The sequence below is a fragment of the Streptomyces sp. yr375 genome (assembly GCF_900110755.1).
Lineage (GTDB): Bacteria > Actinomycetota > Actinomycetes > Streptomycetales > Streptomycetaceae > Streptomyces.
Genome location: NZ_FOFF01000007.1, coordinates 21,158 through 41,444 on the forward strand (window position 1 = coordinate 21,158; position 20,287 = coordinate 41,444).

Consider the following 20,287-nt stretch of genomic DNA (forward strand, 5'->3'; position numbering starts at 1 on the left):
CCTCCCCCAGGCTCCGTACATATGCACACCGCACAACAGACTTTAGGATCATGCCATGTTGAGAGCCCGTTCCTCACTTGAAGCGCACCTGTACATGGACCTGCACCCATGCGAGTGCGGGAGCTCCGACTTCGACCGCCGGCACCGCCTGGAGCAGCACGGTGACGACCTCGTCGCCGTGTATGAGGGCCCGTGCGCGCAGTGCGGCCGCAACCGGCACTTCACTTTCCTGATGGCGGCGGAGATCCCCCCGCCGCCGCCCGCCTTCGGCGGCCCCGAGCCTTCCGAGATCATTGATCCCGGTGAGTTCGCGGCGGTCGCGTCCGACGTCTCCCGCCGTGCCGGACTGGAGATGCTGAACTCACCCGAGTCCGAGCACCACAGGCACCGTGGCGCGATGGCCTACGCGGTGGCCGCCATCGAGGAGGTCCAGAAGTTCATTCCTCCGGGCCAGGACGCGGTTCCCGCATCGGCTTTCACTTCCGAGGTGGGCAAGGCCCGCTACGAAAGGGATCCGGGAAAGTTCCGTCGCGACATTCTTGAGATCGAGCTCCGCCTCACGCGTCAGATCCTCGCAGACATCGACGAGGTCAGCCCTTCGCCCGGCGGTGGGCTGCCGCCGGTCACCTGAAGCCGCCCGGCTGCTGGCCGGGCCAGTTCGGGGGTGGGCCCTGGGTCCAGCCGCCGCCCGGCTGTTGCGGGTGGTCCTGGGACGGCCAGTGCGGTTGCTGGGGTGCGGTGGGCTGGACGCCGGGGGCGTAGGGCTGGTGGGAAGCCGGCGGGTACCCCTGTTGGGCAGCAGCGGGTGCGTACGGCTGCTGGGGTGGCGTGGGGGCGTACGGCTGTTGGGGAGCCTCGGGGTACGGGTGTTGCGGTGCGGGGAGTTGTGGTGTCGGTGCCGGGTCGAAGTGGGGGAGGGGGGTCATGCTCACCCGGTCGAGGAAGACGATGTTGGGGTTGCAGTCCACCGGGTGTACCAGGACCGAGCCGCCGGTCCGGCGTTCCACGACCAGGAGGCTGAACTCGGCGAGTGCCTGGAGTTGCGTGGGTTCGAGAACGTACTCGTAGACGCGCTGTCGGCCGGTCGCCAGGCTGGTGCTGTCGCTGTCGCCGGTGGTGTGCGTCGTGGACTCGTTGGTGCTGTACGTGACGCTGGTGGAGGTGCCGGTCGTCTCGCTGTAGCTGCCGCCGGAGCTGGTGGAGGAGGACGACGAGAACGGGTTCGCGCCGCCCTGGTAGCTGGACGAGCTGCTGCTGCCCCAGTTGGTGCCGCGGGTGACGGACGCGCTGTGGGTCGTCCCCCTGCTGACCGACGAGCCGATCGTCTTGGCGACGGAGGTGTTGACGGTCCTGCCCTCGGTGTCCGTCAGGGAGTGCAGGACGAAGGAGTGCTCGCGGCCGATGAAGTCCGCCGCGACACGGGCCTCCTGGTGGTTGCCGAGCTTCATGAAGGCGACCGTGCCGCCGCCGATCATCTGCTCCGCCGCGTCCCTCAAGTGCGGGTGCATCAGCACCAGTTGGGAGCCTCGGCGTTCGCAGACCTGCGCCAACTGTTCGAGGTGGCGTCGTTGCAGGCCCTGTTCGCCGAGGGCGACCAGGACGGACGGCGCGGTCTCCTGGAAGGACGACAGTCGCCGCATCACGCTCTGCACGGCCAGGTCGGCCAGCAGCTCCGTGCTCGCCGAGCCCGCGCCGAAGTCCAGGGCGAGGCAGGTGAGATAGCCGGGGCCGCGTCCCTCGCGGGCGGTGCCCAGCCGCTCCAGCGGGTGCACGAAGGACACCAGACGGAAGAGGCTGTCGCGTACCTGGTCCTTGTTCTTGTCATTGAGCAGGTCGTCCGCGATCCGGTTGCGTTCGTCGCGGCTCAGGCACCCGGTGTCGTCCGCCTCGCCCATCAGGACCCGCAGCCCCGCGCCCAGCCGGGCCAGGGAGACGTCTTCGCCGAGCGCGCCGCACAGTTGGGTGAGGATGCGGGTGTCGACGGCCCGCTCGGCGCGGCCCGCCTCGGGGTTGTCCCCGTGCACCGCCTCGACCAGCGCGTGCACCAGCTCGTGCGGCGCCAGTCCGCCGACGATGCTGCTCTCCGCCATACGACTGGGCAGCACCTGCACGTCGACGGGTACTCCGGCGGCCTCGGCGAGGACGGACAGCTCCCGGCACACCAGGGCCTGGGTCAGGTCGACCACGATGACCGGCCGCTCCTGGAGTGTGGAGGTGCCGAGCACGGTGAGGAAGCCCTCGCGCCCGCGCTGGCTGCCGCCGAAGACGTCAAGGCGTCGTGTGTCGGGGCCGATCGGCAGCGTGCCCCAGGCGTCGAGGCCGCGGACCCACTGCTCCTGCTGGCTCTCGTGGTACTGCCGATGCTGGTGCCACATCTGCCAGGAGGACTGGAACCGCTGCTCCAGGGACCCCTGTTCGGCCGCGAGCGCCCCGCCGGCGGAGCTGACCTGCCGCGCGGCCAGCGCCATGCGGGCCAGTCCGACGACGACGGCGACCACGCCGAGGACGACCATCACGGCGCCGACGAAGTAGCTGAGCAGGAAGCAGACCGCCGCGACACCGCCGCCGATCCTGAGGGCGGAGCGGCGCCGGTCCTCGTGGTCGAGCCGGGCGGCCGCCGCACGGTTCTCGTACCCGACCGCCACCTGCTCCCGCTGCGGTTCGGGCTCGGTGAACGGCCGGCGCAGCGACTCGGGGTCGCGGTAGATCCAGCCGAGACGCTGGCCGGGATCGAAGAGGCGCAGGTAGCGGCCGAGCTGTCCGGCCTCGGTGCTTTCGACAGTCATGGGTGAGGCTCCCGGCCGGTCAGGCGACGAAGGTCTCGAGCGCGCGGATGCGCTGGTGGAACGGCGGATGCGAGGACATGAGCCGTGCGATCGGGCCCTCCTTGCGGGCCTCGTCGTCATAGCCCTCCGCCTGCAAGGCCGTGAAGAGGGAGATCAGCAGCGGCCCGTACCCGAGCTGTCCGGCGAACCGGTCGGCGCGCAGCTCGCCCTGCCGTCCGGCCCAGGCGAGCAGGAACGGGATCGCGTAGAGGGCGAGGGCGGGCGGGAAGGTGAGGAGGGTCGCGACGGCGAGGGAGCCGAAGACCACGACGAAGATGCCGGCCGCCAGGCAGGAGAGCTCGGCGGTGAAGTAGAAGAGGAAACGCGTCACGAACTTCACGACGGTCATGAACATCCGGACCGGTACGGCGTACCAGATGCCGAGCAGGAGGGCCCAGGCGTGGCCGCCGACGTGATGCCCCAGCTCGTGGGCGAGCACGGCCGCCAGCTGCTGGGGCTCCTGCCGCATCGCTCCGCGCGTCACGCCGACGATGTGCCCGGCGGCGGCGGAGGCGTTGAGCCCGTCGGTGTCCTGCATCCACAGCGCGTATTTCGTGCCGTCGATCCCGGCGCGGCCGGTGACGTCGTCCCAGATCGGCTGGAGCACGGCCAGTTCGGCACCGGTGGGCGGACGCATCTTGAACAGCAGCCGGGCGAGGCCGCGTTCGGTCGGCCGGTGGAAGATCAGGGCGCCCGAGGCCAGCCAGGCGACGATGAACGCGATGTCCAGACCGCTCGGCAGCGCCCGTGAGATCAGCCAGATCACCAGCAGACTGCCCAGGAACAGCGGCACGTTGAGCAGCAGCCTGGTCACCGACGTGGAGTCGGCGCCGCGGTGCACCTGCGGAGTGCCGGGCGCGGCGGCGTACGGGGCGGCCGGCGCGTACTGCTGCGGCTGCTGCTCGGGGTACGACAACTGCGGTGCCTGCGGCGGCGGTTGCTGCGGGTACTGCTGCTGCGGCGCGAACGACTGCTGCGGCGACTGCTGGGCGTACGGGGGCTGTTGACCGTAGGGCGGCTGCTGGCCGTAGGGCGACTGCTGTCCGTAAGGCGGCTGTTGTCCGTAGGGCGGCGGCTGCTGCCCGTACGGAGGCTGTCCCGGCGCTTGCCCCGGCGCGTACTGCGGCTGCTGTCCGGGCGCGAACTGGGGCGGCTGGGTGGGGGGTTGGTACGGCTGCTGCTGGTACGGCGGCTGGGGTGGCGGCGCGGCCTGGTAGGGCGGCTGCTGGTACGGCTGCTGCTGAGGGGGCGCGGCCTGGTACGGGGCTTGCTGAGGCTGGCCGGGCTGGCCGGGCTGGCCGGGCTGGCCCGGCGGTACGGGTGGGCCCGGCGGGTAGGCCGGGTTCTGCGGTGGGCCGGGCTGGCCGGCGGGGTGGCCTGGGCCGCCGTACCCGTACGGGTCCTGCGGCTGGCGAGGGTCAACGGGATGGGTCATATGAGTTCGCCCTGAGGGAGATGGGCGCGGTGAAGGCACCCAAATGTGGACAGGTGAGAAATGACCGTCCCGAGGGCGGCAGAAGAGACGCCTCTGATGATTGAACTCGCCCCCGTGTCCGCCGAAGCGGATGTCAGTCATTGATCAGCAGCCGACACATGGTGCCTGAACCGACATCCCAAGTCCACCTGGTAACGCGGAAAGCGACGTCACGAGCGACGTCACGAGCGACGTCACAGTTGCAAGGCTTGGCCGTGTTCGCCCCTGCCTCTAGGGTGGTGCCGCAAGATCGACAACGGGGGAGACGTTGCCCACCACACCGCTCGCGCACGAGCCTGCCCACATTCCCCAGAGCGAACTCGCCGAGCAGCGGCGGGAACGCGGCGTACCGGCCGCCGCACGGGTCGAATGGGCCGAACGCATATGACGGACAGTCCACTTGGCGGCGGCAGCAGCAACGGCAGCAGTAGCGGTAGCGGCACGTGGCAGCGGTTCGCGAGCCTGGAGGCCGCGCTGCTGCGCGAGGTGCCGCGGCAGCGGCCGTCCGATGACCGGCCCGTCGGCAGCGAGGACGGGCTGCGGGCGCAACGCCTCGCCGCCCTGGTCTCCGCCCACCACGCACCGCACCCGCACGACCCGACGGGCGGCGCGGTGCTGGTCGGCTGGGCGCGCCGGGCGGCCGACGGCCCCCTCGACGTCCTGGTCGGTGGCGGTGCCCTGCTGGGCGGCCGTACGGACGACGCCGGCGGGACGACGTCCCTGCTGCGGCTGCCCGCGGGCGCGCGGGGACAGCGGCAGCCGACGGGTACGGCCGCCGCCCTGATGGCCTCTTTCCCCTGCTGGAGCGCGGTCGCCGGAGTGACAGACGGCCTGCTGGTCGAAGACGAGTCCAGGCCCGGGAGCGCGGCGAGCACGGCGGGAACGGCTCTCCAGCGGCCCACCCTGGAGGACTGCCTCCTCGGGGTGTGGCAAGAGCCGTTCGCCTGGCTGGTGTTCGCCGAACCGGTACCGGCCGCGGAACTCGACGAACTCACCGGTGACGTGGCCGACGAGCGGCGCAGGGCGCAGGCCAAGGCGGAGGGATCGCCCGAGTACGCCATCGCCGCGGCCCGGCTGGAGCGCCGGCACAAGGAGTTGGCCAAGGCGTCGGCCACCGGGCTGTGGCGGATACGGCTGCTGGCCGGCGGCCGTACGCCCGAGGAGGCGACCCGGGTGGCGGCGCTGCTGTGCGCGTCGGCGGACCTGGAGGGACTGCCGTACGCGCTGCGCCCGACCGGGCGGGTCGGTGACCTGCCCACGGCCCTGGGCGGTGTCCTGCCCGCGCCCGAGGCGTACCCCTTCCACGGAGGTTCCGACCTCCTGGCGGCCCTCGCCCGGCCCCCGGCCCAGGAGATCCCCGGCGTACGGTTCGCCCTGCGCCCGGAGTTCGACGTCACCCCGGAGACCGCGGGGCGTCCGGCGCCGCCCGGGGCCGCTCCGGTCCGGCTCGGCTCGGTGCTCGACCGCAACCGCAGCCCCGTCGGCGACCTCGACCTGACCCGTTCCACCCTCAACCGGCACACGTTCGTGTGCGGGGCGACCGGCGGCGGCAAGTCGCAGACCGTGCGCGGGCTGCTGGAGTCGGCGACGCACGCGGGCATCCCGTGGCTGGTCGTGGAGCCGGCCAAGGCCGAGTACCGCTTCATGTCGGCGCGGCTCGGGGACACGGCCGAGGTTGTGGTGATCAAGCCGGGGGACCCGGAGTCGCTCCCGGCCGGCCTCAACCCCCTGGAACCGTCCGCCTACGTGAGCGGCGAGCGCTTCCCGCTCCAGACGCACCTCGACATGGTGCGCGCCCTGTTCCTGGCCTCGTTCGACCCGCAGGAACCGTTCCCGCAGGTCCTGAGCGCCGCACTGACACGCTGCTACGAGGACCTGGGCTGGGACCTGACCCTGGGCGAGCCGACGTTCGCGGGCACCGAGCCCCGCTACCCGACCCTCGAGGACCTGGAACACACGGCCCTCCAGGTCGTCCTGGACATCGGCTACGGCAAGGAGGTCGCCGACAACGTCCAGGGCTTCATCAAGATCCGCCTGGCCAGCCTCCGGCTCGGCACCACGGGCCGCTTCCTGGAGGGCGGCCGCCCGCTGGACTTCGGCGAGCTGCTGAAACGCAACGTGGTCTTCGAGATCGAGGACGTCGGCGACGACAAGGACAAGGCGTTCCTGATGGGCACGATCCTCATCAGGCTCGTCGAGTACCTACGCATGGAGCAGCGGGTCACCCGCCAACTGTCCTTTCCTCTCCGCCACTTGACGGTGTTCGAGGAGGCGCACCGCCTGCTGCGCCGCGCCGAGGAGGGCGGCGCGAGCGCCCACGCGGTGGAGATGTTCGCGGGCCTGCTGGCCGAGATCCGGGCGTACGGCGAAGGGCTGGTCATCGCGGACCAGATCCCGAGCAAGCTGCTGCCCGACGTCATCAAGAACACGGCGGCGAAGGTCGTCCACCGCCTGCCCGCGCAGGACGACCGCGAGGCGGTCGGCGCGACGATGAACATCACCCGGGCCCAGTCCGAGTACCTGGTCACCCTGCGACCGGGCGAGGCGGCCGTCTTCACGGACGGCATGGACTACCCGCTGCTGGTGCGCATGCGGGACGGCACGGACCGCGAGGACGCGGGGGCGATCCGGCCGGCGTCGGCGGCCGGGATGACCGGCCCGCGCAGTCGCGCGTGCGCCGCCGACTGCTCGACGGCCACCCCATGCACCCTGCGCGACCTGCGCCGGGCACAACGCCTGACGGAACAGTCCGAACTCCGGATCACACTGTGGGCGGAGATGTCCGTGGCGGCCCACCTGCTGGGCTGGACGACACCACTCCCGGGCGAAGCGATGCGACGCGAACTGGACCCCCATCGGGGCGGCCGCCTCCTGGACTGCGCGATCGGCCAGGCGGTGGAGGCGGCGGTCCACAGCCGCGTGGGCGCGACCGCGGACCCGGGCGCGCTTTCCGAGCACGTGGCTGAGGCGATGCGGGCCCAGCTCGACGGACGGGATCCGTGCCCGGTGGGCGAGCCGCGCTTCAAGGCACGCAAGGGGACGCGGACGCGGGTGTATTACCACGGGCGGTATGAGCCGTCGGTGCTGGAGAAGATCGTGGGGTGTGGGGATCAGTCGGAGGCGTGGACCAAACGGTTCGGGCAGACGCTGAGCTGCTTCGAGCGCCGGATCCGCAAGCCCATGGCACCCGCCCGACCTGAGGGGATTCCAGGATGAGCGAGCTGCATACGGCTGAGAGCGGCCCGGATGCGGTCACCGACGATGTGCCCTCACTCGCGGAGCAGGGGGACTCCGGAGATGTTTTCGGGGAGCCCGAGGAGCCGGGGGAGGCCGAGGAGCCGGAGGAGCCCGAGGGAGTTGAAGAGCCGGAAGAGCTGAACGACCAGGGAGAGCTGGACGGCTCGGATGGCTTGGAAGTACTGGATGGCTGGGAAGAGCCGGAAGGACAGGACGACCCGGACGATCCTGAGCACTCGGAAGGGCCGGAAGGACAGGACGAGCCGGACGACCCGGAGGACTCGGAAGGGCCGGAAGGACTGGAAAGCCCAGACCAGCCGGAAGGCAAGGAAGGGCCGGACTACCCCGAGGAACCGGAACACTCTGATCAGCCGGAAGGACCGGAGGCCTCAGACGAGCCGGAGGCCTCAGACGAGCCGGAGGCCCCAGAGGAGCCGGAGGACTCGGACGAGCCGGATGACTCGGGCGAACCTGACGCGTTCGAAGGGGTCGAAGAGTCCGAAGACGTGGGCGAATCCGAGGTGGCGTCCGAGGGGGCTGAGCTGCCCGAAGAGCCGGCGGAGACGGAGCCGGACCAAAGGAGCGAACCCGTCGCCCCTGAAGCCCGTGACGGGGATGACCTGTCGACGGACGGGGGTGAAGCTCCGGATCTGGCGGAACTCCGAGAAACCGACACGGTGGCTGGCTCCGTGTCGCCGAGTGATGACCTTGTCGCCCAAGCTGATGAAACGCCGGTGACCGGGCAATTCCTGGATCGGGTGAAGAGCGTATTCGGTGGCGGCGACCAGGTGCGGGAAATATCGGACACGGTCGACAGGCCGGACTTCCACCTTCCCGGCAGGGAATTTGGACCGGACGCTTACGGCACCCCACTGGAAAGGCCTGACGGAACACGTACCCCACTCTTCGACGGTGTTCCCAGGCGGGAACAGACACAGCAAGGTGCCCTTGGAGACTGCGGGGTCATCGCGACATTGGGGGCAGTCGCCGAGCATCGTCCACAGGACATCATGGATCGTGTCAAGGAGAACGAGGACGGCACTTACGAAGTGTCGCTCAACGAGGCGAAGAGTGTGGGGATCGGTCGGTTCGAGCCGACGGGCACCATCGTCAAATTGACGGTCACCCCTGATCTGCCAGTCTACAGTGAAATACCCAACACTCCAGCTTTCGCTGATTCCACGAATACGGGAACCGCGTGGGCGCCGATCCTGGAGAAAGCCGTCGCGGGGGTCGACCAGACGTGGAGCGAGGATCGGGGGGCAAAATGGCAGTTCACCCACTCGCAAGTGGGTGAACTGTCCACCGGATACACACGGTTGAACGTCGGGACCAAGTCCGGTGACCGAGCGGAGCTGCTTGTGCAGTTGACGGGCATCCCTGCCCAGATCTGGGATCTTCCGACCGATTATGATCACAATGGTCGTAACGCGAAGACGCAGTTCAGGGAGGATATTGGGGAAAAGCTTGCAGATGGATGTCCGGTCATCGTCGGGACGCGACATCTCAAGAAAGGTGAGTCACCGTTGCCGGGCAAACTCGTCGATGGTCACGCTTACGAACTGACCGGCATCGACGACAGGGGACGGTTTCAGTTGAGGAATCCATACAATGCCAGGGATCCGATACCGCTGACGTTTGATCAACTGAAAGACAGCATCCTCCCGAATTATGTCACCTTGGAGAAAAAATGACGGTGCAGGAAATCGCGCTCTGGCGCAATATGCAGGCGAACAAAGGATTTGCCCGATTCTTCGTCACGCATCTTTCCGAGCGTGACGGTATGCCGCCGCTGGTCGACCTTGTCGTCGTCGTCGATGGCACCGAGGCAGACCACTCCCTGGAGCCCGGCGACGTCTTCCCGATCCAGGACCAGGAATGGAAGCTGGACCGGATCGAGGACCTCGATTCCCTGACCGGAGACTGGACGGTCGTGCTCACTCGGGTCAAGTAATCGAGAGAGCATCGGTAGCGGCGAGAGTCCGCCGAGGAGGCTGGGGCTCCAGGTGGTGGAGTGGCGAAGCCGGGAATTCCCTGGGGACGAGGGCTTCCGCGGGTTGGCCCGCGCCCCCAAAGCTCGGATCACCCCAGCTTGGCCAGCCTCGTCGTGAGTGGCTCGGCCGAGTGCAGGCTCATCGCCTCCTCGAAGAGTTCTCGTTCGACGAGGTGGTCGCGCCAGGGGTAGCGGATGTGCCAGTGGTCGATGACGTACTGCAGCAGGTCGAATCGGCCCGTTTCGGCGATCGTCGTAGCCGCGGTCAGGCTCTGGCGCAGGGACCCGGGCGATCTGCCCGCCCGCCTCTTCGCCCGCTTCGGCGCACGGTCGTTGTCCCGGGCCCGCGATCCGGGCCAGCCAGCTCACGTGGGCGCCCGGGTCGACGTCGCCGCACGGGTCGGTGACGGCGGAGTCGTACCGCACGGCGGAGTCGAGCAGCGTCGGGAGGTCGCCCGGGAAGCCGCCGGCCAGCAGATCGAACGCGGTCTCCCAGGCCCGCTCGTCGGAGCCGAGCCTCGCGCGCACTCTCTGCTCCACCTCCGGCAGCGGTGTGTCGGCCCCGAAGGCGCGGGGAGGCCGAAAGCGTCCGGCGGGGGTCGCTCGCCACTGCTGCTCCACCGCGGCCGACGCCACCGCCGTCCGGCCGTCGCCCAGTGCCTCGACCCAGGCGTTGTCGAGGTCGGCCGGGATGTCGTCACGTCCGACGACGAGTTCTGCCTGACGTGCGCTCAGTCCCCAGGCCGTGTAGAGGGCTTGTACCTCGACGGCCCCGCCGTGCGCGGCGACCCAGTCGCCCAGTCCCTCCGGCGGCGCATACCACTTCTGACGCAGGACACACAGCCGGGCCTCCGCCCCGAGTTTCTCGGCGGTCCTGGCTGCGGCCTCTGGCGTCGCGTGCTGGAACAGGGCTACAAACGTTTCGTCGAACTCGTCGATCTGCGGTTCACTCACGCATCAGAGTGGATCACGAGGGGTGAGTCAGTCGGTCGCCGGTGCGTTGTGTGCCGACGGTCGCTTGGCGTGCCGCAGGAGGGCGGTCAGGGCCTCCCGGGTGGTGGCCAGGATGACGTCTGGGGTGTCGCTCTCGCGGAGGCGGATCGTTCCTTGGGGGGTGGGGGCGAGGTAGAGGCACTCGCCCTGCGGGCCGCCGCTGAACGACGACTTCTGCCAACGGGCTTGCTCAGGCATCCGGGCCTCCTCAAAGGGTGTAGAGCAGGTGCTGGATGAGGGCCAGCGAGTCCTTCACGGAGTGTGCTTCCGGGGCCAACGATACGTCGACAGGGGGCAGGGCGTACGCGGTGAGGCTTTCGAACGCGGTCCCGTACTGGATCAGGCTTTCACGGTCGCCCAAGTACTGGAAGCTGCCGAATTGTTCGAGCACCACGGTGCCCAGTTCGGCGACGGCGGGGATGACGTGTACGAAGTTGTTGGAGAGGGCGGGATGGGCCCGCGAGGTGAACGGGTAGATCTGCACGGTGACATGGGGCAGCCGGGCCAGCTCGATGAGGCGAAGCAGCTGACCGCGTAGTACGTCGGTGCCACCGAACCGCATGTGCAGGGCGGACTCGTGGATCACGGCATGAACGGCGGGCGGGTCGTCGCGGGTGAGCACCTGCTGTCGTTCCATACGGAACTCCAGGGCTTCCTCGGTCCGTTCGAAGCCCAGGCCGGGGGTGTCGAAGATGGCTCGTGCGTAGTCTGCGGTCTGGAACAGGCCCGGGATGAGCAGCGGCTGGTGCACTCGTAGGACCACGGCGCCTGCTTCCAGTTCCGCCATGTTCAGTGGGCCCTGCTCCATGGGCTTCTTGTGGGCGGTCCACCAGCCCTTGCCGGTGGCCTCGGACATGGCGACAAGGGATTCGATGTACGTCTCATCTTTGCATGCGTAGAGACGGCACAGCTCGTGGAGTCGCTCCGTAAGGATCGTCGTCTTCGCCGTCTCGATCTGGCTCAGCTGGGCCCGGCCCATGCCGATCCGCTCGGCGGCCTCACCAGCACTCAATCCAGCATGTTCGCGCAATTGTTTGAGTTCGTAGCCAAGTCGTCGCTGGCGTTCGGTGATGGTGGTGCGCAGTCCCACGGGTTACTCCTCGTCCGGTCGCCCAAAGTCTCTCCAGTTCGGATGGGTTCGTCCATCGATCCGAGTGATCAGCTTGAAAATTGTAAACCTATATAGCTACCTTGGGTGTGGAATCAGTCACGCACCGAAACCATTCAACCTCCCCTGCCCGTAAGCCGACAGAGCACCCGCACCCCGTGGGCGACGCCATCGCCGGGCACGCAAAGGAGCCACCCCCCTATGAACCCTGCCCGTCGTGCCGCCCACCGCCCAGCTCAACTCGCTTGGGAATACAGCCTGTTTGCCCCGGCCGACGTCACCTCGCCACGCGTCTGCCGGGACTTCGTCCGCGCCGTTCTCTTCACTCACGACTGCGAACCCCTCGTCATGCCCGCGGCCCTCTGCACGTCGGAACTCGTCACGAACGTGCACCTGCACACCAAGGGCACCGCCATGCTCCGTATCCGGCTGACTCCGGCCGGTCTGCGGGTCAGCGTCTTCGACGAGAGTCTCGACCCGCCTGTCGTTGCGTACCCCGCGGCTGGGGCGGTGGCCTGTTGGGGAAGGGGGCTCGCGCTCGTCGAGGAGATGGCGGATGTGTGGGGGGTCGCCGATGAGAGGGCGGGGCGGTATGCGAAGGGGGTGTGGTTCGAGTTGGGCGGGAGCGGTAGATCGTTTCTTCGTCGCTCGAACGGGTGAACCGGGTTTATTTCCCCTGGTCAGCCCCATTGCCGTACCTGCCGTGATCGCGTCGCTTGTGTCCCAAGGGACGCCAAGCCCACACTTGGGGAGGTGGTGCCGCCATGACCGCTCTTGCGTACGAGAGGCCCGAGACCATGCCTGAGACCATGATCGAGCCAGGGAGAGTACGCGGCGTATCAGGACACCAATGTCATCTTCCGGCGCAAGGGATGGATTCCCGATGTTCTCGTCGCTCCGGAGGATCTCGAGCCGTACGCGGACGAGGATGGGCTCGGCGTTGACGCGGCAGCGGTCCGGTTTGTCGTGGAGGTCGCCTCACCAGGCAAGCGCAACCAGGATCGCGACCACGTCCGTAAGCGCCGCGAGTACGCCCGCGCGGGGATTCCCGTCTACGTCCTCATCGACGACTACGACGACCAGGGTGCCGTCACCCTGTTCACTGGGCCGCAGCCCGACAAGGCCGACTGGGAGGACGTCCACGTGTCCCCTACGGCACCGACGTGATCGTCCCCAAAGGCCCCGCCAAGGGATTCGTGATCGGTGAGGCGATCACCGGGCCCAAGCGGGGCGGAAGCTGAAGCTGCTCAGCCGAGCTGTTCCGTCGTCCCGTCCGGGTGGATGAGGAGGCGGATTGCGCCGCCGTAGCGGTTGTCGGTGATGGTGGCGGGGGTGGGGGCGCCCAGTTGTTGGGCGCGTTGTTGGAGGATCGACAGGACTACGTCCTGGATGTCGCCGTAGGGCGGGGCGGTGACCGGGACGCCGTCGATCAGGCCGGCGTTGGGGGAGAAGACGTGCACCTGGGCGTCCGCCGTGGCGGGGGACGGGGACGGGGGTGGCTGCGTCGGTTCGGTCATCGGGATCAGGGGTCCTTCCGGCTCGGTTCCGGTTCGGGTCCGGGTCAGGCGCTCTGTGCCTCGTCCTGCTGGGGGACGTTCACCGTGCGAGCGTACGTGCCTCGGGCCAGGCGTTGCAGGCGGCCCGACTTGACCAGGGCGGACAGGACGTTGCTGATCGTCTTCGAGGGGTCGCCGTAGACGCCGGGCGGGAGTGCGCGCAGGACGTCGCGGGCGGAGAAGGGGCCGGGGAAGGTCGCCGCGACCGTTTCCACGGCGGATCGGATGCTGGGGGTGGCGGGGGGTGGGGGGAGGGGGGTGCCCGTTCCGATGCCCATGCCCGTTCCGGTGCTCGTCCCCGTGCCTGCGGGTCCGTGGGGGGTGGTCGGGTGGGGGAGGCGGGCGCGGATGCCCTGTAGTGCGGTGCGGATCGGCTCCAGGTGGACCTCGTCGGCGTCCGAGGTCGCGGCCAGCATCGTCGTCACCTTCTCGATGTTGGCGAGGGAGGAGGCGAGTTCGTGGAGGAGGGGTTCGAGGAAGTCGCGGCGTAGGGCTGTCACCGGGTCGGTGGTGGCGAGTTCGATGGAGACCGAACCCGTCAGGGTGCGTAGGGGGTTGGTGGGGGTGGGGGTGGCGGCTGTGACGGCCGTGGATGCCGTGGTTGCTTCGGTGGGGGCGTGGGGGGCCTGGTCGGCGTTCGGGGTCAGTGCCTCTACCGCCTTGCGGGCGGTGCGGAGGTTGTCCGGTAGTTCCGGGGCGATGTCGCCGCCGGGCACGCTTGCCAGCATCGTGGCCAACTGCTCCAGGCTGTCGAGCGTGGGCAGGGCGGAGCGGATCAACGGGGCCAGCAGAGCCTGTCGTACGGCCTGGGCGGGATCGTCGTACGAGAAGGCGATCCGCTGCCCGGACTCGGCCGCTGCCATGTCCTCGCTCCTGCTTTCCGGGTGTGCGTGGGGGTGGGGGTGAGAGTTTCTGTGCGTGGGCTGTGGGGTGGTGTGCTCGTGCAACTCGCGACGTAGCGTGGCCAGTTGTTCCTGGCGGGCGTCGAACGCGTCCAGTGTCCGCTCCAGTTCGGGCAGGCCTCGCTCGGCGGCGTGGCGGGCGGCCGCGTCGGTCGTACGGGAGCGTAGGCGGAGCAGGCGGCGGGAGGTGTCGCCGGTGCCGGGGACTTCTGTCGCGTGGGTGGGCAGGTTGCCGTTCGGGTCGCCGACGGCGAGTGCGCGGCGGATCCAGCGGCGGTCTTCCGGGGTGGTCGCGGCCGCGTAGCCGTAGGGCTCGGCGTGGGCGACGGCGTCCTGGAGGCATTCCGCCCAGAGCGGGCAGGACGCGCACAGGTCGCGGGCGGTGCGTAGCAGGACCAGGTGCTGGTGGCGCTGTTCCGGCGAGGCGTCCGGGATGTCCGAGGTGTCCGTCGACGTCTCCAGGAGTGGGTGCTGGAAGACGTCCGGTCGGCGCTGGCAGGGCAGGGCGGCCTCCGGTATGTGGGCTCCCGGCCCCCGTACCGGTCCGCGCGTCGGCCGCGCGTGCAGCACCGTATGGCTGGCCATACGCATGTGTGTAGTCCCCCGTGGTGAAGCCTGATCGCAGGGGACTCTAGAACGACCCGTCAAGCCCGTGCAACGCATCTGCAAAGCATGTACCGATCTGGCACAGTGACGAGACGAAACGTTCACATGGGCCTCAACTGTCCGTCGGGTCAGTGGCTTTGCGGGGCCGTCGGCGGTCAAGTGCCGGGCGGAGACGGGCTGTCAGGCGGCTCATCACCGCTTTTACGCGGTCTCCGCGCAGCGCCAGGACGGTGATCACGCCGAGGAATCCGACCGGTACGCCCGCTTCCGGCAGGAACATCCCTACGACGGACGCGATGACGAGGATCACATCCGCGAGGACGACGGTGATGCCGCGGCGGCCGGGGTGGTTCTTCACCATCCATGCGCCGAGGAGGGCCATGCCGGTGAGAGCCCAGTAGCCGAACACCGCCTGTCCGCTGACGGCCGTGCCCGTGTTCCAGCGTGCCGCGTCGCCCGCGGCCGAGAGATAGCCGGTGAGGGCGGCGGTGACGGTCGTCGAGGCCAGGGCCAGCAGCAACTGGACGCGGTGGCGGAGCAGCCAGACGACGAGGCCGAGGACGATCAGGGTCCCGACCGCGACGAAGGACGAGCCGCTCTGAGAGGCCAGGGTGAACAGGGTGTAGGCGGCAGCGATGCCGAAGACGATGCGGGGGAGGAGCTTGACCGCCCAGGGGTCGTTCTTGTCCTGGTGGAGGAGGCGGCGGAGGCGGGGCGGTGTCGCGGCGGGAGTCTTTCCCGGCTTGCCGGGGCGGGACTTCGGGGCGTCGGTACCCGTGCTGGTGCTGGTGCTGGTGCTGGTGCTGGTGCGCGGGGTGCGGCTCATGGGTGGGTCACACTCCCATTCCGGGGTCGCGTGACTGCTCGGGAGCGGGCGGGGCCTGAGTGGGAGCCGCTGAAGTGTTGTTCCTGTCCAGCGTGGTGACCGGCTTCGGCTGCGGGGTGACGCCGGTCAGGAAGCCGTGGGTTCGCACGGTGGCTGCCTCCGATGCCGGGACGGTGGACGACTCGACCCGAGCCGGTGCCGTCCTGGCGTTCACCTCGACGCCCGGGAGGTACTGGCCGTGGGTGCTGACGGCGACGGGGAACGGCCTCGCCGGTGAGCCCTTTTCGGGGTTGCGGAGTTCGGCCGCCCACTGCTGGTCCTCGACGCTGGGCAGCGTCACCTCGTGGTCCGGGCGCAGGACCTTGATCTCCTCGACGAGCTTCTCCACGTCGGCTGCGCGAGCGGGGCCGTCCATGGTCGCCACGCGGGCGCAGACCTCCAGGACCGCGGCGCGTTGGGCCTCGGGGGTGGGGAGTGCCGCCAGTTGCTTCAGGTCGAGGTGGCCTGCCTTGGTCAGCGGCGTGTACTTGGGGTCCTTCTCGTCGTACGCGAACGTGTGGACCTGTGCGCGGACGGCCTGGGAGGTCAGCAACTCCTGTGTCTCCGGGGCGAGGTCCGCGTACTTCTGCGTCGGCGCCGGATACATGAAGTTGATGATGTCGAGCTTGCCGTCCTGGCGGAGCTGGCGGGACTCCGTCTGGTAGGCGACGGTGTTCGGGTTGAGCTCGGCCATGAAGAAGAGGGCTTCGTTCTCCGTTTTGGCGGCGTACTTCTCGGAGAGGGCGCCCCAGGCGTCGTAGGCCAGGGTCGTACCCGCTTCCTTGTTCAGCCCCAGCGCGTTCTGGACCTGGGCATCCCACAGGTGGAGTTCGCCCAGCGTCTTTCCGCCGGGCGTGCCCTCCAGGTACCGCAGGGTGTCCGGCGTGATCGAGTTCTGAGCCTCTGTGTACGCGGCCGCCATGTGCATGCTGTAGAGCGCCTCCCCGGCTTTGGCGTCGATACCGGGGTGGTCTTCCAACTGGTAGGACCAGAAGGTCGACCTGGTGTCCGGGGTGGGAAGGTCGACGTCCTGGGCGAGCGCGAACTTCTTGACCCGTTCGCGGAGTTGCTCCCGGTACTCCTCGGGAGGCAGACCGTTGATGCCCTCACCCAGCCGCTTGGCGATCCGCTTGACCTGGGCCGGGGTCAGGGAGGCCTCGCCCTCCCGCTGGCGGCCGCGGGCGTCGTCGAGGACCTGGTCCGACACGTGTACCTGGATCACAGGTGCTCCGGGGGATAGCAGTCGACATTGATGCGCGCGCTGCGGTACCCGCCGGGTCCGATGGCGGGTCCCAGGCTCACGGTCAGCACGGTGATGCGGCCCTCGGGGTCGCTCTCCCGCCACATCGCCATGCGGTAGGGGTCCATGTCCTCCAGACGGAGGTCGAGGGGCATGAGCCAGTGCCGCTCGTGCGGCGGTTCCGGGAAGGCGGGGTCGTCCCAGGAGCCGGCGAAGGCGGGTTCACCCAGCACGGGACGTGCGGCCGCCACGTACGAGGCCCATGTCCCGGCCGACTGTGCCAGGACCTCGTCGTTTTCGGACGGGTCCTGCGCCCACACCTCCCAGCTCGTCCAACTGAGCTGCTTGACCGGAGCCCAGCCCGCCTCGCGCACGGGGTAGAGCCCGAAATGCTGGCCCGTGACACTGCGCACCGTCAGCACCCGCTCGGCCGACGTCGGCTTCCAGCCGAACAGCGCGCACCAGTCGTCCAGGGCCTGGCCGGGGTTCGGCGGGCCCGCCCAGACGGCCGGCCAGTCCACGTGCTCAAGGCCCTTGAGTTCCTCGGCGAACTGCTCGGGGCTGCGCTCGATCTTGAGGGTCGTCATCGCTCTTCACCTTCCTCGCGTTCCGCACGGCACCGGTTCATCCGCGCGGCGCCTGCCGTGGGGACTCCGCGGGGGAGGGGGCGTGACAGGCGAGTCCGATCCTCGCATCGGCCGGCACCGGGCCACGTCGGGTACTCGCGCCGAGCGTCATCCTGAGCTCGAAGACCGGTGCCTGCGGCACCCGGAACCGCCACACCGCGACGCCGTGCGGGTCCCGGTGCTGTGCGCGCCACTCCGCTCCCGGCCGTGTTCCCGGGCCCGGCAGTTCCGGGAAGCCGGGTGTCTCCCAGGAGCCGTTCCAGGTCGGGTTTCCCAGCAGGCCGCGCAGGGCGGTCAGACAGGCGGACCAGTGGGCTTCCGCCAGGGCCGTGACGTGTGCGTTCTCCCCCGTGTCCAGGGCCCGGGCCGACCACACCGTGTGGTCGACGCGGGCCACCGGGGCGCCGAGGGCGGCGGAGGCGAGGTGCAGACGGCCGCCCAGAGCCGTACGGACGCGCAGACCGCCCTGGAACCACAGCGGCCGCCAGCCGAACCCCGCCAACCAGAGTTCGCGTCGTTCCTCGTCCTCCGGTACGCCCGCCCACACCGTGGGCCAGTCCACGCCGATGAGCCGCTCCAGTTCCGCGACCAGTTGGTCGGGGGTGCGGTCGGCGGTCAGGGCGGGCATGGGGTGGCTCCTTGGCGGGGGAGGGGCGGGTGGTTGGTGTTAGACGCGGCCGCTGGGGCCGCGTGGGTCCCGGGGCGGCTGCGGGGCCGCGGGCGGCTGCGGCTGCGGCGGTGCGGGACGGGGGGCCGGTGGCTGGGCCTGCGGCTGCGGCTGCCTGGGGACGGAGGCCGGAGTCGGGGCTGGTGCCGGGGTCGGGGCCGGGCGGGGCTCGGACGGGGGTGCCGGCTGCGGGGGCGTCTGGCCGGTGCCGCCGCTGACCCGGCCGCCGCGCTTCGGGACGGCGGGCGCCTGCGGCTCCGGTGCCGGCCGTGCCTCGAGCTCCTCGCGGCTCTGCTCGTACTTCTTGCGCGTCGCGTCCGCCGCCCGGTGCTGGGACTTGCGCTGCTCGCGCTTGGACTGACCGACCCAGCCCCACTGCTGCATCTTCTCGCGCCCCTTGCCGCCGGCGATGACCCTGTCCGCCGTCCAGGCGACGCCCTTGGCGCCGCTGCTCGCGACGCGGCCCGAGGTCTTGGCCGTGGAGGCGGCGAGACCCGGTGCCGCCGCGGTCACCTTGCCGGCGGCGTCCCGGATGCCGAGCACGTCCTCGCCGCCCGCGACCTGCGGCGTGAAGTTCCCGCCGAGGAGCTTCTTCAGCATCATCACGATGGCGATGGTGACCAGGAGCAGCATGAGCAACTGGGTGCCGAGGGCGACCTTGGCCGGCAGGATCATCTGGTAGAGCACCAGCAGCACGGTCAGGATCACACCGAAGCCGGCGCGCAGTACGAAGCTGTGGATGAACGTCTCCAGCCAGCTCTTCAGCATCTTCTGCTGGGAGGGGTGGATGCCGATCGTGGCCACCAGCGGCAGCAGGATGACCAGGATCAGGGTGACCGCGTGCCACAGCAGGGTCAGGGCGCTGAGGACGATGACCATCAGACCGACGATGAGCGCGGCGATGATGGAGTAGAAGGCGAGCCCCACCCGGTTGCCGGCGTTCTTGCCCGCCCAGTCGTCGAAGGCGACCGGATAGATGTTCATGTCCTTGACGTCGTCGTCGTCACCCTTGTCCTTGCCGCCCGCGATGTCCTGGCGGATGGGGACCCACTTGTCCTCGAACTTGTTGAGGTCGGGTCCGTCCTTGTTGGTCCTGGACTGGGCCACGAGCTGGATCACCCGCAGGTCCTCGCAGCGGGCCCCCTTGCCCCAGTCGCACGTCTTGTTCTTGTCGGCGGGGATGCAGACGCCGTTCCTGACCTCGCCGCCGCCCTTGTCCGGCTTCTTGAAGATGCAGTTCTTGCCCGGGTCCCCGAACTGTCCCAGCGCCCAGGGCCGGAAGACGAGCGTGTCGTACATGGCGCAACTGGAGATGCGCAGACCGCGGTTGTACTCGCCCTTGTCCAGGTCGCACGGTGACTGCGTCTCCCCGGACACACCGGCGAGGACGGTCTCCGTCAGGGCCGAGTTGGCCCGGGCTATGTAGGAGTCGGCGGTGCTCACGAACTTGTCGTAGTTGCCGCCCGTCAGGAACGCCGTGACGGCGACGATCGTCAGGGCCGACCACGAGATGCCCGCCCACACCTCGCGCATGTCGCCCTTGCGCCACTTGGTGAACACCCACAGGCCGACCAGCACGATCATGACCGGTACGGCCGGACGCAGCACGTTCTCCTTCAGCGTCGTCACGACGCTGTCGCGGCCCTCGTAGAGGCCGGCGAGGGGGCTGGGGTTGGAGGCGGACTCCTTGATGGAGATCGCGGCCCGGGTCAGGATCTTGGTGCCGTTGAAGATGGAGTCGGCGATGCCGTTGTTGACGTAGGACATCACCGAGCAGTCGTCGGCGCCGCTGCCCAGGTTGCCGTTGTCCTCGGAGGCGTCGCCGCGGCCTTTGAAGGTCTGGGACCAGTTCATGCCGCGCATGCCGTCGAGTTCGTACATCGTGTACTTGTCGGCGCTCTTCGGCATGTTCACCGCGCCGGTCGTCGTCCCGGAGTCGTCCAGGAGCGTCGTCGCCTGCTTGGTGTCCTTGTCCCACTGGATCACCGCGGCGAACATGGACTCGCCGTTGTTGCCCGGCGTGTCCATCTGGTAGCTGTCGTCGCCGGTGAAGTCGCAGGAGAAGCCCGCGTACGCCGGGGTCGGCATGGCCAGCGTGAGGGCCGTCAGGGTCAGCGCCACGAAGAGGAGGGCGCGGACGGCTGTGCCTGCCCTGGTGAGGGCTTGGCGCAGCGCTGTGCGCGAGGGCATCTGTA

General features: G+C 69.4%; 19 protein-coding genes. 7 read left to right on the forward strand and 12 right to left on the reverse strand.

Going from position 1 to position 20,287, the window contains the following annotated elements; all coding sequences use genetic code 11:
- Positions 1-73 precede the first annotated feature (73 nt).
- Complete coding sequence (locus tag BMZ82_RS41665; RefSeq protein WP_256251834.1) at positions 74-220, reverse strand: hypothetical protein; 147 nt, start codon at positions 218-220, stop codon at positions 74-76.
- 12 nt (positions 221-232) lie between these two features.
- On the opposite strand from BMZ82_RS41665, the gene BMZ82_RS09910 reads away from it, so the two are divergent.
- Positions 233-631, forward strand: a complete 399-nt coding sequence (locus tag BMZ82_RS09910) for a hypothetical protein (protein WP_256251835.1) — start codon at positions 233-235, stop codon at positions 629-631.
- On the opposite strand, the gene BMZ82_RS09915 is transcribed toward BMZ82_RS09910, so the two are convergent.
- Both BMZ82_RS09915 and BMZ82_RS09920 read right to left on the reverse strand, forming a co-directional pair.
- Positions 624-2,786: a proline-rich domain-containing protein gene (locus BMZ82_RS09915; RefSeq protein WP_093773930.1), complete on the reverse strand. Its 2,163-nt coding sequence runs from the start codon at positions 2,784-2,786 to the stop codon at positions 624-626. The two genes, BMZ82_RS09910 and BMZ82_RS09915, sit on opposite strands and share 8 nt — an antisense overlap.
- A gap of 19 nt (positions 2,787-2,805) precedes the next feature.
- On the reverse strand, positions 2,806-3,666 hold the full coding sequence (locus BMZ82_RS09920) for a M48 family metalloprotease (protein WP_256251836.1): 861 nt from the start codon (positions 3,664-3,666) through the stop codon (positions 2,806-2,808).
- Between BMZ82_RS09920 and BMZ82_RS40625 the strand changes: the two genes are divergently transcribed.
- From BMZ82_RS40625 to BMZ82_RS42665, 4 genes are all read left to right on the forward strand, one after another.
- A complete protein-coding gene (locus BMZ82_RS40625) occupies positions 3,661-4,275 on the forward strand; it encodes a hypothetical protein (protein ID WP_177244443.1) in 615 nt (204 codons plus the stop codon). The two genes, BMZ82_RS09920 and BMZ82_RS40625, sit on opposite strands and share 6 nt — an antisense overlap.
- Positions 4,276-4,683: 408 nt before the next feature.
- The gene (locus tag BMZ82_RS09925; RefSeq protein WP_093773932.1) at positions 4,684-7,515 is read left to right on the forward strand and encodes an ATP-binding protein; all 2,832 of its coding nucleotides are present in this window, start codon (positions 4,684-4,686) and stop codon (positions 7,513-7,515) included.
- On the forward strand, positions 7,512-9,230 hold the full coding sequence (locus BMZ82_RS42510) for a C2 family cysteine protease (RefSeq protein ID WP_093773934.1): 1,719 nt from the start codon (positions 7,512-7,514) through the stop codon (positions 9,228-9,230). Before BMZ82_RS09925 ends, BMZ82_RS42510 begins: the two co-directional genes overlap by 4 nt.
- A gap of 29 nt (positions 9,231-9,259) precedes the next feature.
- Positions 9,260-9,490, forward strand: a complete 231-nt coding sequence (locus BMZ82_RS42665; protein WP_371271185.1) for a DUF6406 domain-containing protein — start codon at positions 9,260-9,262, stop codon at positions 9,488-9,490.
- A gap of 1,020 nt (positions 9,491-10,510) precedes the next feature.
- Here the strand turns inward: BMZ82_RS42665 and BMZ82_RS09940 are convergent.
- Both BMZ82_RS09940 and BMZ82_RS09945 read right to left on the reverse strand, forming a co-directional pair.
- Complete coding sequence (locus tag BMZ82_RS09940) at positions 10,511-10,720, reverse strand: DUF397 domain-containing protein (protein WP_093773938.1); 210 nt, start codon at positions 10,718-10,720, stop codon at positions 10,511-10,513.
- Between the two features lie 10 nt (positions 10,721-10,730).
- Positions 10,731-11,612 (reverse strand): helix-turn-helix domain-containing protein, encoded by an 882-nt coding sequence (locus BMZ82_RS09945; protein ID WP_093773940.1) that lies wholly within the window; start codon positions 11,610-11,612, stop codon positions 10,731-10,733.
- Positions 11,613-11,831: 219 nt separating this feature from the next.
- On the opposite strand from BMZ82_RS09945, the gene BMZ82_RS09950 reads away from it, so the two are divergent.
- On the forward strand, positions 11,832-12,290 hold the full coding sequence (locus BMZ82_RS09950) for an ATP-binding protein (RefSeq protein ID WP_093773942.1): 459 nt from the start codon (positions 11,832-11,834) through the stop codon (positions 12,288-12,290).
- Positions 12,291-12,506: 216 nt separating this feature from the next.
- Positions 12,507-12,797 carry a Uma2 family endonuclease gene (locus BMZ82_RS09955; protein WP_371271186.1) on the forward strand — a complete coding sequence of 97 codons (291 nt, stop codon included), beginning with the start codon at positions 12,507-12,509 and terminating at the stop codon, positions 12,795-12,797.
- Positions 12,798-12,877: 80 nt separating this feature from the next.
- On the opposite strand, the gene BMZ82_RS09960 is transcribed toward BMZ82_RS09955, so the two are convergent.
- From BMZ82_RS09960 to BMZ82_RS09990, 7 genes are all read right to left on the reverse strand, one after another.
- Positions 12,878-13,147, reverse strand: a complete 270-nt coding sequence (locus BMZ82_RS09960) for a hypothetical protein (protein ID WP_093773944.1) — start codon at positions 13,145-13,147, stop codon at positions 12,878-12,880.
- Positions 13,148-13,191: 44 nt separating this feature from the next.
- Complete coding sequence (locus BMZ82_RS09965; RefSeq protein ID WP_093773946.1) at positions 13,192-14,673, reverse strand: WhiB family transcriptional regulator; 1,482 nt, start codon at positions 14,671-14,673, stop codon at positions 13,192-13,194.
- Positions 14,674-14,806: 133 nt separating this feature from the next.
- Positions 14,807-15,520, reverse strand: a complete 714-nt coding sequence (locus BMZ82_RS09970) for a hypothetical protein (RefSeq protein ID WP_256251837.1) — start codon at positions 15,518-15,520, stop codon at positions 14,807-14,809.
- A gap of 7 nt (positions 15,521-15,527) precedes the next feature.
- Positions 15,528-16,781 (reverse strand): hypothetical protein, encoded by a 1,254-nt coding sequence (locus BMZ82_RS09975; RefSeq protein WP_093773948.1) that lies wholly within the window; start codon positions 16,779-16,781, stop codon positions 15,528-15,530.
- Positions 16,778-17,386, reverse strand: a complete 609-nt coding sequence (locus tag BMZ82_RS09980; protein WP_093773950.1) for a hypothetical protein — start codon at positions 17,384-17,386, stop codon at positions 16,778-16,780. The genes BMZ82_RS09975 and BMZ82_RS09980 overlap by 4 nt, the downstream gene beginning before the upstream one ends.
- A gap of 37 nt (positions 17,387-17,423) precedes the next feature.
- Positions 17,424-18,053: a hypothetical protein gene (locus tag BMZ82_RS09985; RefSeq protein WP_093773952.1), complete on the reverse strand. Its 630-nt coding sequence runs from the start codon at positions 18,051-18,053 to the stop codon at positions 17,424-17,426.
- 39 nt (positions 18,054-18,092) lie between these two features.
- Positions 18,093-20,282, reverse strand: a complete 2,190-nt coding sequence (locus BMZ82_RS09990; protein ID WP_093773954.1) for a hypothetical protein — start codon at positions 20,280-20,282, stop codon at positions 18,093-18,095.
- Between the last annotated feature and the right edge of the window lie 5 nt (positions 20,283-20,287).